At 70.2% G+C, this 13,647-nt stretch carries 13 protein-coding genes; 12 read left to right on the plus strand and 1 reads right to left on the minus strand.

Features of this window, described 5'->3' with window-relative positions:
* Positions 1-64: 64 nt before the first annotated feature.
* The gene (locus tag ABT070_RS13645) at positions 65-904 is read left to right on the plus strand and encodes an NmrA family NAD(P)-binding protein (protein WP_351759096.1); all 840 of its coding nucleotides are present in this window, start codon (positions 65-67) and stop codon (positions 902-904) included.
* A 70-nt stretch (positions 905-974) separates the two neighbouring features.
* On the opposite strand, the gene ABT070_RS13650 is transcribed toward ABT070_RS13645, so the two are convergent.
* On the minus strand, positions 975-2,159 hold the full coding sequence (locus ABT070_RS13650; RefSeq protein ID WP_351759099.1) for a YihY/virulence factor BrkB family protein: 1,185 nt from the start codon (positions 2,157-2,159) through the stop codon (positions 975-977).
* A 124-nt stretch (positions 2,160-2,283) separates the two neighbouring features.
* Between ABT070_RS13650 and ABT070_RS13655 the strand changes: the two genes are divergently transcribed.
* The 11 genes from ABT070_RS13655 to ABT070_RS13705 all read left to right on the plus strand — a co-directional run bounded on the left by ABT070_RS13655 (position 2,284) and on the right by ABT070_RS13705 (position 13,439).
* Entirely contained in the window at positions 2,284-3,933 is a 1,650-nt protein-coding gene (locus ABT070_RS13655) for an acyl-CoA dehydrogenase family protein (RefSeq protein ID WP_351759102.1), read from the plus strand.
* A gap of 311 nt (positions 3,934-4,244) precedes the next feature.
* Complete coding sequence (locus tag ABT070_RS13660; RefSeq protein ID WP_351759637.1) at positions 4,245-5,522, plus strand: GAF domain-containing protein; 1,278 nt, start codon at positions 4,245-4,247, stop codon at positions 5,520-5,522.
* A 165-nt stretch (positions 5,523-5,687) separates the two neighbouring features.
* Complete coding sequence (locus ABT070_RS13665) at positions 5,688-7,022, plus strand: hypothetical protein (protein ID WP_351759105.1); 1,335 nt, start codon at positions 5,688-5,690, stop codon at positions 7,020-7,022.
* 17 nt (positions 7,023-7,039) lie between these two features.
* Entirely contained in the window at positions 7,040-7,612 is a 573-nt protein-coding gene (locus ABT070_RS13670) for a GNAT family N-acetyltransferase (protein ID WP_351759108.1), read from the plus strand.
* Between the two features lie 151 nt (positions 7,613-7,763).
* Positions 7,764-7,847, plus strand: coding sequence for a putative leader peptide (locus ABT070_RS13675; protein WP_309486338.1), 84 nt, complete (start codon positions 7,764-7,766; stop codon positions 7,845-7,847).
* Positions 7,848-7,972: 125 nt separating this feature from the next.
* Positions 7,973-9,670: a nitrite/sulfite reductase gene (locus tag ABT070_RS13680; protein ID WP_351759111.1), complete on the plus strand. Its 1,698-nt coding sequence runs from the start codon at positions 7,973-7,975 to the stop codon at positions 9,668-9,670.
* The gene (locus tag ABT070_RS13685) at positions 9,667-9,855 is read left to right on the plus strand and encodes a hypothetical protein (RefSeq protein ID WP_351759114.1); all 189 of its coding nucleotides are present in this window, start codon (positions 9,667-9,669) and stop codon (positions 9,853-9,855) included. Before ABT070_RS13680 ends, ABT070_RS13685 begins: the two co-directional genes overlap by 4 nt.
* Complete coding sequence (locus ABT070_RS13690; RefSeq protein ID WP_351759117.1) at positions 9,852-10,562, plus strand: phosphoadenylyl-sulfate reductase; 711 nt, start codon at positions 9,852-9,854, stop codon at positions 10,560-10,562. The genes ABT070_RS13685 and ABT070_RS13690 overlap by 4 nt, the downstream gene beginning before the upstream one ends.
* 5 nt (positions 10,563-10,567) lie before the next feature.
* The gene (gene cysC / locus ABT070_RS13695) at positions 10,568-11,167 is read left to right on the plus strand and encodes an adenylyl-sulfate kinase (RefSeq protein WP_351759119.1); all 600 of its coding nucleotides are present in this window, start codon (positions 10,568-10,570) and stop codon (positions 11,165-11,167) included.
* On the plus strand, positions 11,164-12,102 hold the full coding sequence (gene cysD / locus ABT070_RS13700; RefSeq protein WP_351759122.1) for a sulfate adenylyltransferase subunit CysD: 939 nt from the start codon (positions 11,164-11,166) through the stop codon (positions 12,100-12,102). Before cysC ends, cysD begins: the two co-directional genes overlap by 4 nt.
* Positions 12,103-12,104: 2 nt before the next feature.
* Positions 12,105-13,439: a sulfate adenylyltransferase subunit 1 gene (locus tag ABT070_RS13705; RefSeq protein WP_351759125.1), complete on the plus strand. Its 1,335-nt coding sequence runs from the start codon at positions 12,105-12,107 to the stop codon at positions 13,437-13,439.
* Positions 13,440-13,647 lie beyond the last annotated feature (208 nt).

Raw genomic sequence — 13,647 nt, forward strand, 5'->3', positions numbered from 1 at the left:
CGCGCTTATGGGAATGAGCCGTTCAGCGATGGGAGCGTGCGGCGTACGGCAGTTGACTGAACGCATGACACAGAACACGGCACAGCGGATGACGGTGGTGGTGACCGGCGCGTCCGGTCGTACGGGCAGCCGGGTGGCGCAGGCGGCCGAGGCGGCCGGGCTGACGGTGCGGGCGGCCTCGCGGGCCCAGGGGTTCGACTGGCACGACGGCTCGACATGGGCGGACGTGCTGCGCGGCGCGGACGCGGCGTACCTGGTGTATCCCTCGGACGTGGGGGCGCCGGACGCGGCCGAGGCGGTGGGACGGCTGGCCCGTGAGGCGGTCGCACTCGGGGTGCGGCGGCTGGTGCTGCTGTCGTCACGGGGTGAGGAGCGGGCGCTGCCGACCGAGGAGGCGCTGCGGGCGTCGGGCGCGGACTGGACGGTCGTACGGGCCGCGTGGTTCGCGCAGAACTTCAGTGAGGGGCCCCTGGTGGAGGGGCTGCGGCAGAGCGGGGAGCTGGTGTTCGCGGGTGGGGAGGTACAGGAGCCGTTCGTCGACCTGCGGGATGTCGCGGATGTGGTGGTGAAAGCGCTTACCGAGGGCGACCGGTATGTGGGTGAGGCACTTGAGGTGTCCGGACCACGGCTGCTGACGTTTCGGGAAGCGATTGCGGAGATCGGCCGGGCAGCGGGGCGCGAGCTCACGTACACGCCGGTGCCGGCGCATCGGTACGGTGAGCAGCTGGCCGGGTTCGGGGTGCCGCCGGAGGAAGTCGCTTTCCTGGTGGAGTTGTTCGAGTCTCTGCTGGACGGCCGTAACGCCCACCTCTCGGACGGCGTACGACAGGTGCTCGGCCGTGAGCCGCGCGACTTCGCGGAGTTCGCGAAGGAGTCGGCGTGGGCGGGCGTCTGGAAGGCTTAGCTCTCCCGTTTCCGGGCCGCTCCGAGGGGCGCTGCCGGGGACTCGCCCCTGCTCGGTCCACCCCAGGGGCTCACTTCTCCGGAGGCTGTTCTTCCCCGTTCCCGCCGTTTCCCCCGTGGTGTCCCTTCGGAGAACTCCTCACATGCGTCCGGAAACGTCCCGTCACGTCCTCCGGTGGGAGAAACCGGGACCACCGCTCGGGAAACTCGGACGGCATGTCGGGATCGTCGGGGTCGTCGTCCTCGTGGGAGCGGATCGCCGCCATGCGGGCCACGTACTCCGCCGCCTCCTCCTCCCGAAGGCGTTCGTTGGCGGCGCGGGCCGCGGCCGTCGCCGCGGCCGGCCAGACCCTGTCGATCGCCGCGTTGACGGCGGCGCCGACCAGCACGGCGAAGGCGGACACGCCGATCCACAGCAGTACCGCGACGGCGGCGGCGAGGGAGCCGTAGATGGTGGCGCCCTCGATCGTGTTGGTCAGGTAGATGCGCAGCAGGAAACTGCCGAGCACCCACATGGCGAGGGCGACCAGCGCGCCGGGTACGTCCTCGATCCACGGCGAGCGCACGGGTACGGAGACGTGGTAAAGCGTTGTCAGGAACGCGACGGACAGGACGATCACGACCGGCCAGTACAGGACCTGCACGACGGTGGTCGACCAGGGGACGATCCGCACCACCGCGTCCGGCCCGGCGACCATCAGCGGCAGCGCGACCGAACCGATCAGCAGGGCGCCGACGAACAGCAGGAAGGCCACCAGCCGCGTCTTGACGATCCCGCGCACGCCGTCGAGGCCGTACATCACGGTGATGGTGTCGATGAAGACGTTCACCGCGCGCGATCCCGACCAGAGGGCGAACAGGAAACCGATGGAGATGACGTCGGGGCGGCCGCCCTTCATCACATCGTCGAGGATCGGCTGGGCGATCTGCCGGACGCCCTTGTCCGAGAGGACCGTGCGCGAGGCGTCGAGGAGGTTGGCCTCGAGGCTGGTGATGGTGTCGGTGCCGGTCCAGTCGTCGACGTAGCCGAGCAGGCCGATGAGGCTGAGCAGCAGCGGCGGCACGGACAGCAACGTGAAGAAAGCGGCTTCTGCGGCGAGACCGAGGATGCGGTACTCGATGCAGGTATTGGTGGTGTCCTTCAACAGCAGCCAGGCTGTCCGTCGCTTGGAAACGTTCCGGTAAAGGGCACGCGCCCGGTGGAGACGCCCGGTGGGGCTCCCGGGTTGCTCGGGTGACTGACTTCCTGGCTGCACGCCCTAAAGGTATCCGCCGTTCGGGGCTGCACTCACCTCCGGCAAGGCCGCTTCACCGGGTCGGGGAGCGGCGCGCGGGCTCCCGGGTGGCCATGACCGTCGTACCCGGGGGTAGGTTCGGGCCATGGCAGGCACCACGCACACCGTGACCAACCAGCCCCCGCCCCTGACCGGGTACGACGTGTACGGCGCCGATCGGGCGCTGGTGGCGGCCGTGGAACGGCATCTTGATCCGGAACTGCTCGACGAGGCGCACGGCGAGCTGTCGGCGCTCGGCCGGGCCGCCGGATCGGCGCAGTTGCAGGAGTGGGCGGTGCAGGCGAACGAACATCCGCCGAAACTGCTTACGCACGACCGTTACGGCCACCGCGTCGACGAGGTGGAGTTCCATCCGGCGTGGCACCGGCTGCTCGGCAAGGGCGTCGGGGCCCATCTGACGGATGCCTGGGTGCGGCCGGGTGGGCATGTGCGTCGGGCGGCGGGTTTCCTGGTGTGGACGCAGGTGGAGGCCGGCAACGGCTGTCCGCTGTCCATGACGCACGCGGCGGTGCCCGCACTTCGCGCCGATCCGGTGCTGGCCGCCGAGTGGGAGCCCCGGCTGACGTCCACGATCTACGACCGTGAGCTGCGGCCGGCCGGGCTCAAGGCCGGGGCGCTGTTCGGCATGGGAATGACGGAGAAACACGGTGGCAGCGACGTACGGGCGAACGCGACGGTCGCCACGCCGCTCGCCGAGGACGGAACGTACGAACTGACCGGCCACAAATGGTTCTGCTCGGCGCCGATGTCGGACGGTTTCCTGGTGCTCGCGCAGGCGGCCCCTTCGCGGGGCGAAGGCGGGCTCACCTGTTTCCTCGTGCCGCGCGTGCTGGAAGACGGTACCCGTAACGTTTTCCGCCTCCAGCGGCTCAAGGACAAGCTGGGAAACAGGTCCAACGCGTCGGCCGAGGTCGAGTTCGACGGGACGTGGGCCCGTCGGGTCGGTGACGAGGGGCGCGGGGTGCGCACCATCATCGACATGGTGGCGGCGACGCGGGTCGACTGTGTGCTGGGCTCGGCGGGGCTGATGCGGCAGGCGGTGGCGCAGGCGATCCATCACTGCACCTACCGTGAGGCGTTCGGCGGGAAGCTCGTCGACAAACCGCTGATGCGCAACGTTCTGGCCGACCTCGCACTGGAGTCGGAGGCGGCGACCGTGCTCGCGCTGCGACTCGCGGCGGCCTACGACGACGGTGGGGAGCAGGAGCGGGCACTGCTGAGGATCGCGGTTCCGGCGGCCAAGTACTGGGTGACCAAGCGCTGTGCGCCGGTGGCGGTGGAGGCCTCGGAGTGCTTGGGGGGAAACGGTTACGTCGAGGAGTCGGGAATGCCCCGGCTGGTGCGAGAGTCGCCGCTGAACTCGGTCTGGGAGGGCGCGGGCAACGTCCAGGCGCTGGACGTGCTGCGCGCGCTGCGACGGGAGCCGCAGGCGCTGAACGCCTATCTCCAGGAGGTGGGGCAGGCGCGCGGGGCAGATCACCGGCTGGACAGGGCGATCAAGGGTCTGCTGACGGAACTGGCGGATCTGGACGGCGTGGAGGGACGGGCGCGTCGGCTGGCGGAGCGATTCGCTCTGGTGCTCCAGGGGGCACTGCTCGTGCGATTCGCGCCGCCGGAGGTGGCCGACGCTTTCTGCGCCTCACGGCTGGGCGGGGACGGCGGCGCGGCTTTCGGGACACTGCCCCACACCCTGGACCTGGCGTCGGTCGTCGAGCGGGCCGCACCTCGCTGCTGACCGCGCCGGCCTGCGCGAACAGGAAGCGGGGGTGGTGCTGCGCCGACACGGCACCACCCCCGCCGCAATGGCCCTGCGAGGCCAGAATCGCCGCTCGGGACGGCGTGGCTCAAGTTTCAAACACCCTGTGGACGTTCACCAGGGTTGCAGGGGGTTGCAACTTGTCGGTGGTTGTGACCGGACTGTGCCCCTCCGTCACCTGTGGACGGCAAGATGGGGGCCTTCAGCAAGACCGGAAACAGTCGGCATGAAAACTTGACATCCGGTTGTCCGACTGTGTGCTCCCGGGAGGCCCAGTGGCGATGCCACCGATGAACGTGCCGCAACTCGCGGCCGTCGACGCCGCGCGGGCGGCGCGGGTGCTCAACGAGGTGCGCGACGCCCGGCTGGCCGGTCAGCAGGCGCGCGTCGCCCCGCGCCCCGTGATCGAGCAGTCCTGGGATCGGATGCTGCGCAGCGGCGTCGACCCGGAACACGATTTCCGAGCGGGGCTGCTCAGCGCCGACGAGGTGCGGCGCAGGCGGGAGGAGTCGCCGTTGCGCGAGGTGCTCCCGGTGCTGCGCGAGGGGCTGCTCTCGGTCGCGGACGTCGCGCACCACATCATGGTCGTCGCCGACGGGGAGGGCCGGGTGCTGTGGCGCGAGGGCTGCGGACCCGTGCTGCGCAAGGCCGACGGGCTCGGTTTCGAGCTGGGCGCGGACTGGGGCGAGGACGTCGTCGGCACCAACGGCGTGGGCACGCCCGCGGTGGTGCGCCGTCCCGTACAGGTGTTCGCCGCCGAGCACTTCGTGCGCTCCCACACGGCCTGGACCTGTGCGGGCGCCCCGATCACCGACCCGCGCAACGGCCGGCTCCTCGGCGTGGTCGATGTCAGCGGGCCGCTCGAGACGATGCATCCGGCCACGCTCGCCTGGGTCGACTCGGTGGCGAAACTCGCCGAGTCGAGGCTCCGGGAGAGGCACCTGGGTTCACTGGAGCGGTTGCGCGCGGTGGCGGCACCGGTGCTGGCCCGGCTGGGCGGCCGGGCGGCCGCGGTGGACGCGGACGGCTGGACTGCCGCGGTGACCGGGATGCCGTACGCGAGCCGTATCACGCTGCCCAAGTCGCCCTCCCCGGGCCGCCGCTGGCTCCCGGCGCTCGGGCTGTGCTCGATCGAGCCGCTGGCCGGGGGCTGGCTGGTGCGGTCGGTGGACGAGGCGAGCGAGCCGTCGCCGCGCGGCGGGACGCGGATCGTGCTGGATCTGGCCCGGCCCCGGCGCTGGTCGGTGACGGTGTCGGGGGGCGCCGGGTCGTGGTCCCGAGAACTCAGTCCCCGGCACGCCGAGTTGCTCTACCTGCTGGCGGCCGACCCCGGCGGTCGCAGCGCGGCGGGTCTGGCCGAGGATGTTTTCGGCGACTCGGGCCGTACGGTGACGGTGCGGGCCGAGATGTCCCGGGTGCGGCGGTACCTGGGGACGTTTCTGGAACATCGGCCGTATCGTTTCTGCGAGGACGCCGAGGTCGAGGTGCTCCTTCCGGCGGATCCAAGGGGTTTGCTACCGCATTCGACCGCGCCCGCGGTGGTGAGAAACCGCGCGGCCGCACCGTAGCAACCATGGTCATCCGAGTCCTTCCGGTGGCGTCTTCCGCATATTTGCGGGGTCTTCGCCCCCGACGGCGCCCGACTGCCGTAGCATCCCTCTACGGGTCACCCCACCTGCTCCTCGGTCAACGTACGGATCATCAGGCGCAGTTGGCCCGCCTCGGGAGGGCAAATGAAGCAACGCGGCCGACACCGCCGGCGCAGACGAGGCAGGGCACTGCGGGCGTTCCTGTCCGGAACCGCCCTCGCCCTCACCGTTGCCGCCACCATGATCAGCGCCTCCCAGGCAACGGTCACCACCGACGGTCCCGGCGGCCTGAAACCGCTTGCGACCTCGGCCGAGACCGGAAAACTGCGCCTCACGGAGAACCGGGTACCGCAGGCCTCACTGGACCGGCTCGCCGCGGGAATGGGCCGACCGGTCGGCGTCGGCGCGGTGCTGGAGGGGGCCGACCGCACCCTGCGGGACGCGATCGACTGCTCGGCCACCGAGCGCAGGGCCCTGCCCGTCTCCCCCGTGGCCACCCGCGCCTACTGCTGGAACACGGACGACACCGAGGGCTGGCAGCCGGGCGCGGTCACCACGTCGGGAGACGCGGACGACGACGGCGTCTGGGGCTCGAACCAGGTGATCCTCTCCGGCTGGTCGCGCAGCGGCGGCACGGCCGCCGACCGGGGCCTGGCCCGGGTCGGCTTCGTGAACGCGGGCGACCTGAGCCACCTCACCTACACCTGGGCACTGCTCGCCGTCCCGGTGGACGAGGGGCGGGACTACCGGGGACTGGTCTCGCACATCTCCGGCATGGTCTGGTACCAGGACAAACTGCTGGTCACCGCCGACGACGGAGACCGTACCGCGCTCTATGTGTACGACATGAACCGCGTCCAGCGGGCCGGCGTCGTCGGTGACGCGGTCGGACGGGTGCCGGGCGGCTGGTCCGCAAACGGTTACCGCTTCGTACTGCCGGCCATCGGCTCCTATGAGCTGAGCGGCGACTCCGACGCTCCGCACCCCGCAACCGTTTCCCTCGACCGCAGCACCGTGCCGGACAGCCTGGTCGCCGGGGAGTGGACCCTCGACGACGGCGACCGGACCGGCCGCCTGTGGCGCTACCCCTTCAGCAGCACCCCCGGGCACGAGGGGCTGCTCGCCACGAGCGCCACCGGCCGGGTACGGGCCTCGGAGGCCTACGAGACGAAGGTGACGGGCGTACGGGGCGTGCTGTCGTACGGAGCCGAGTGGTACGTGACCCGTGCCGCCGGCCCACAGGACGACCAAGGGACGCTGTGGCGGCAGGACGCCGGCGACAGTGACGGCAAGGGCGACGAGAGCGACAAGGCGGGCAGGTCCGAGGCGGCCGTGTGCGGTGCCGAGGAGACCCACAGCTGCTGGAGCCCGCAGACGGAATCACTTTCCTACTGGGAGGCGACCGGCGAGGTCTGGACCCAGTCGGGACGCGCGCTCTTCGCACTGCCGCTGGCCTCGATCGACAGAACAACCGGGTAGATGATTCCCTGACGGGCATGACCAACATCCCCGTGACCACCTGGTCCCTGGAGCAGACCGACCCGACCGACGTCCTCCCGGCCGCCGCGCCCGAGGGCGACGTCCGGATCGTCCGCTCCGAGGTCCCCTCCCCCGAGTTCAGCCGTTTCCTGTACGCGTCCGTCGGCGGGGACATCCGCTGGATCGACCGGCTGCGCTGGACGTACGCGCAGTGGCAGGAACACCTCGCGCGTCCGGGCGTCGAGACCTGGGTCGCCTACGACCGGGGCACGCCGGCCGGGTACGTGGAGCTTGAGCCGCAGGACGACGGTGCCGTAGAGATCGTTTACTTCGGTCTTCTCCCGGCCTTCCGGGGACGGCGTATCGGTGGGCACCTGCTGGCGTACGGCGCCGCCCGGGCGTGGGACCTCACGGACCGCTGGCCGGGGCTGCCGCAGACCAAGCGGGTGTGGCTGCACACGTGCAGCCTGGACGGCGAGCACGCCATGGACAACTATCAGCGGCGCGGTTTCAAGCTGTTCGACACCAAGGTCGAGGAGCAGCCCGAGGTGTCCGCGCCGGGCCCCTGGCCGGGTGCCCTCCCGGTCTGACCGCTTCGCCCATACCGGCTGTGACCTGCGCCGACAAGAGGCCTCGCGAGGCATGTGATCGAGGACACCCACGTCTCACATTTCGGGACCATGGTGTCCGCATCGCGGACGAAGCTGGACTGTGTCCAGATCGCCGTGACACGCTTTCGCCATGTCCGGAACTGGAATTGCCTTGGTGAGTCGGCGGCACGTCGACCTCGGCCGCATGTCCAGCGCCATCTGTCCGGCGAGCTGACGAGCCGCAGCACCGCCGACATCTCCGCACAGCCTGCCACTCGCGCAATGACGCGCATGCACTCCCATGCGCCCGTACGCGCAGGTCAGAGCCGATTCCCGCCTGTCCCGAAGGACGTATCCACCATGGCCGCCACCCCGCAGAACCCTGCCGCCGAGACTCCCCGCCGCAAGGTGAGCCGTCACCGCGGTGAGGGCCAGTGGGCCGCGGGACACTTCACCCCGCTCAACGGCAACGAGCAGTTCAAGAAGGACGACGACGGTCTCAACGTGCGGACACGCATTGAGACGATCTACTCCAAGCGGGGCTTCGACTCGATCGACCCCAACGATCTGCGCGGCCGGATGCGCTGGTGGGGCCTGTACACCCAGCGCAAGCCGGGGATCGACGGCGGCAAGACGGCGATCCTGGAGCCGGAGGAGCTGGACGACAAGTACTTCATGCTGCGCGTCCGCATCGACGGCGGCCGGCTCACCACCGAGCAGCTGAGGGTGATCGGCGAGATCTCGCAGGAGTTCGCGCGCGGCACCGCCGACCTCACCGACCGGCAGAACGTCCAGTACCACTGGATCCGCATCGAGGACGTGCCCGAGATCTGGAACCGCCTCGAGGCGGTCGGTCTCTCCACCACCGAGGCCTGCGGAGACACACCCCGGACGATCCTCGGCTCGCCGGTGGCGGGCATCGCCGAGGACGAGATCATCGACGGCAGCCCGGCCGTCGAGGAGATCAACCGCCGGTTCATCGGCAGCAAAGAGTTCTCCAACCTGCCGCGCAAGTTCAAGACGGCGATCTCCGGCTCCCCGCTCCTGGACGTCGCCCACGAGATCAACGACGTGGCGTTCGTCGGCGTCGAGCACCCCGAGCACGGCCCCGGCTTCGACCTGTGGGTCGGCGGTGGACTCTCCACCAACCCGAAGATCGGCGTCCGGCTCGGCGCCTGGGTGCCACTGGACGAGATCCCGGACGTCTGGGCGGGCGTGATCGGCATCTTCCGCGACTACGGCTACCGGCGCCTGCGGACCCGGGCCCGCCTGAAGTTCCTGGTGGCCGACTGGGGCCCGGAGAAGTTCCGCCAGGTCCTGGAGGACGAGTACCTCAAGCGCACGCTCGCCGACGGCCCGGCGCCCGCCGCCCCCGTCGAGCGCTGGCGCGACCACGTCGGCGTGCACCGCCAGCAGGACGGCCGTTACTACATCGGTTTCGCCCCGCGTGTCGGCCGCGTGGACGGCGCCACCCTGACGAAGATCGCGGAGCTCGCCGAGGCACACGGCTCGGGCCGGGTACGTACCACCGTCGAGCAGAAGATGATCGTCCTCGACGTCGAGGAGGGGCAGGTCGAGTCGCTGGTCGAGGCGCTGGAGGCGCTGGACCTGACCGCCAAGCCCTCCCCGTTCCGGCGCGGCACGATGGCCTGCACCGGCATCGAGTACTGCAAGCTCGCCATCGTCGAGACCAAGCAGCGCGGCTCCGCACTGATCGACGAACTGGAGCGCCGCATCCCGGAGTTCGACGAGCCGATCACCATCAACATCAACGGCTGCCCGAACGCCTGCGCCCGCATCCAGGTCGCGGACATCGGCCTCAAGGGCCAGCTGGTCCTCAACGACCAGGGCGAACAGGTCGAGGGCTTCCAGGTGCACCTGGGCGGCGCGCTCGGACTGGAAGCCGCTTTCGGCCGCAAGGTCCGTGGTCTGAAGGTCACTTCGGAGGACCTGCCGGACTACGTGGAACGCGTGCTGAAGCGGTTCCAGGAGCAGCGCGAGGACGGCGAGCGCTTCGCCGCCTGGGCCACGCGCGCCAGCGAGGAGGCCCTCACGTGAGCGAGCGGGCCGCCCCCTTCTACTGCCCCTACTGCGGCGACGAGGACCTTCGTCCGAGCGAGGCCGCGGAAGGCGTTCACGGCGCATGGGAATGCGCGGCGTGCAACCGCGCATTCCAGCTGAAGTTCCTCGGGCTGCTCGCCCGGGGCGTTCAGCGCACCGACCCGGGAGGGGACCGGATATGACGACGGTTCAGAAAGGCCGCACCACCGACGAGTTGAAGGCGCTCGCCGAGCAGGCGGGCCGCGACCTGGAGGATGCCTCCGCGCTGGAGATCCTCCAGTGGGCGGTGGACACCTTCGGCAAGCAGTTCTGCGTGACGTCCTCGATGGAGGACGCCGTGGTCGCGCACCTGGCGTCCCGGGTCCAGAAGGGCGTCGACGTGGTGTTCCTCGACACCGGTTACCACTTCCCCGAGACCATCGGCACCCGGGACGCGGTCGAGGCGGTGATGGACGTCAACGTCATCACGCTCACTCCGCGCCGGACGGTCGCCGAGCAGGACGCCGAGTACGGGCCGAAGTTGCACGACCGCGACCCGGACCTGTGCTGCAAGCTGCGCAAGGTGCAGCCGCTGGAGGAGGGCCTCGAGGGCTACCGGGCCTGGGCCACCGGCCTGCGGCGCGACGAGTCCCCCACCCGGGCGGGCACGGCGGTCGTCGGCTGGGACGACAAGCGGCAGAAGGTCAAGATCTCGCCCATCGCCCGCTGGACCCAGGACGACGTCGACGCGTACATCACCGAGCACGGCGTGCTGTCCAACCCCTTGCTGATGGACGGTTACGCCTCCGTCGGCTGCGCCCCGTGCACCCGTCGCGTCCTGGCGGGCGAGGACGCGCGCGCCGGCCGCTGGGCGGGACGCGCGAAGACCGAGTGCGGGCTGCACGGCTGACCGCCATGGCCTCGACCTCCACGAACACCCCCACCCCCACCCCCACTTCTACGAACCGGGAGAACCACGTGACGACCGGAGCCACCGTCTGGCTCACGGGTCTGCCGAGCGCCGGCAAGACCACCATCGCGTACGAGCTGGCCGGCCGGCTGCGCGAGGAGGGCCACCGCGTCGAGGTGCTCGACGGCGACGAGATCCGCGAGTTCATCTCCGCGGGCCTCGGTTTCAGCCGCGAGGACCGGCACGTCAACGTGCAGCGCATCGGTTTTCTGGCCGAGTTGCTCGCCCGTAACGGCGTCACGGCCCTGGTCCCGGTGATCGCGCCCTACGCCGACAGCCGTGAAGCGGTGCGCAAGCGCCATCAGGAGAGCGGAACCGGTTACCTGGAGGTGCACGTGGCGACCCCGGTCGACGTGTGCTCGGTCCGGGACGTGAAGGGTCTGTACGCGAAGCAGGCGGCGGGCGAACTGACCGGGCTCACCGGGGTCGACGACCCCTACGAGGCCCCCGAGTCGCCGGATCTGCGGATCGAGTCCCAGGACCAGACCGTGCAGGAGTCCGCGGCGTCGGTGTACGCCCTGCTCACCGAGAGGGGACTGGCATGACGACGACCGTCGCCAAGGCCGAGGAGGGCACGGCCAGTCCGTACGCCCTCAGCCACCTGGACTCGCTGGAGTCCGAGGCGGTGCACATCTTCCGCGAGGTGGCGGGCGAGTTCGAGAACCCGGTGGTCCTGTTCTCCGGCGGCAAGGACTCCATCGTCATGCTGCACCTGGCCCTGAAGGCGTTCGCCCCGGCCCCGGTCCCCTTCTCGCTCCTGCACGTCGACACCGGGCACAACTTCCCCGAGGTCCTCGAGTACCGCGACCGGGTCGTCGCCGAGCACGGGCTGCGCCTCCATGTGGCCTCCGTCCAGGACTACATCGACCGCGGTGCGCTGCGCGAACGCCCCGACGGCACGCGCAACCCGCTCCAGACGCTGCCGCTGACGGAGAAGATCCAGTCCGAGAAGTTCGACGCCGTCTTCGGCGGCGGACGGCGCGACGAGGAGAAGGCCCGCGCCAAGGAACGGGTGTTCTCCCTGCGCGACGAGTTCTCCCAGTGGGACCCCCGCCGCCAGCGCCCGGAGCTGTGGAACCTCTACAACGGCCGGCACGCCCCCGGTGAGCACGTCCGGGTGTTCCCGCTGTCCAACTGGACCGAGCTCGACGTCTGGCAGTACATCGCCCGTGAGGGCATCGAACTGCCCGAGATCTACTTCGCGCACGACCGGGAGGTCTTCCGGCGCGGCGGTATGTGGCTGACCGCCGGTGAGTGGGGCGGACCGAAGGACGGCGAGACCGTCGAGAAGCGCCTCGTGCGCTACCGGACCGTCGGCGACATGTCCTGCACCGGCGCCGTCGACTCCGCCGCGGTGACGCTCGACGACGTCATCGCCGAGATCGCCGCCTCCCGGCTCACCGAACGCGGCGCCACCCGCGCCGACGACAAGATGTCCGAGGCCGCGATGGAAGACCGCAAGCGCGAGGGGTACTTCTAAGCATGAGCACGATCACCTCCGAGGAACTCTCGGCCACGACCCTGCTGCGGTTCGCCACCGCCGGTTCCGTCGACGACGGCAAGTCCACGCTCGTGGGCCGGCTCCTGCACGACTCCAAGTCGATCCTCAGCGACCAGCTGGAGGCCGTGGAGCGTGCCTCGGCGAACCGCGGTCAGGACGCCCCCGACCTGGCGCTCCTCACCGACGGCCTGCGCGCCGAGCGCGAGCAGGGCATCACCATCGACGTGGCCTACCGCTACTTCGCCACGCCCCGGCGCCGCTTCATCCTCGCCGACACGCCCGGCCATGTGCAGTACACCCGCAACATGGTGACGGGCGCCTCCACGGCCGAGCTGACGGTGATCCTGGTCGACGCCCGCAACGGTGTTGTGGAACAGACCCGCAGGCACGCGGCCATCGCCGCCCTGCTCCGGGTTCCGCACGTCGTCCTGGCCGTCAACAAGATGGACCTCGTCGAGTACAGGGAAACCGTCTTCGCGGAGATTGCCGAGGAGTTCACGGCGTACGCGAGCGAGCTCGGCGTTCCCGAGGTCACCGCGATCCCGATCTCGGCGCTCGCCGGTGACAACGTGGTGGATCCGTCGGCGAACATGGACTGGTACGGCGGGCCGACCTTCCTGGAACACCTGGAAACGGTTCCGGTCAGTCACGACCTGGCGCACTGCCACGCACGGCTGCCCGTGCAGTACGTGATCCGTCCGCAGACCGCCGAGCACCCGGACTACCGGGGATACGCGGGTCAGATCGCGGCCGGCACGTTCCATGTGGGCGAGGCGGTGACGGTTCTGCCGTCCGGCCGTACCTCGACCATCGCCGCCATCGACCTGCTGGGCGAGCCGGTGGACGCGGCGTGGACGACCCAGTCGGTAACCCTGTTGCTCAGGGACGACATCGACATCTCGCGCGGCGACCTGATCGTGCCGACCAAGGACGCTCCGCCCACCACACAGGACGTCGAGGCGACCGTGTGCCACGTGGCGGACCAGCCGCTGACCGTCGGGCACCGGGTGCTGATCAAGCACGGCACCCGCACGGTCAAGGCGATCGTCAAGGACATCCCGTCCCGACTCACGCTCGACGACCTGTCCCTGCACCCGCACCCGGGACAGCTCGTCGCCAACGACATCGGCCGCGTGAAGATCCGCACCTCGGAACCGCTTCCGGTGGATTCCTACGCCGACTCCCGTCGCACCGGCTCGTTCATCCTGATCGACCCGGCCGACGGCACCACGCTCACCGCGGGCATGGTCGGCGAGTCGTTCGCGTCGCCGGAGCCGGTCAAGGACGAGCCCGACGACGACGGTTGGGACTTCTGAACATGACCACAACCGATTTCTACTCCACGTTCGCGAAGGAGGGCGGCCGCGTCGGCAGCGGCGCCCTCGGCAGCGGGCAGGGCGGAGTGGCGCGATGTGCGCTCTGACGTACGCGCACTGCCTGCGCGCCCCGTCCCCCCACCCGCCGTCCCGGAAGCGACGAAAACCCTTTGCCGATTTCCCGGCCACGACCTGAAAATCCGTGACC

Source organism: Streptomyces sp. NPDC002884 (genome assembly GCF_040295245.1).
Classification (GTDB): Bacteria; Actinomycetota; Actinomycetes; order Streptomycetales; family Streptomycetaceae; genus Streptomyces.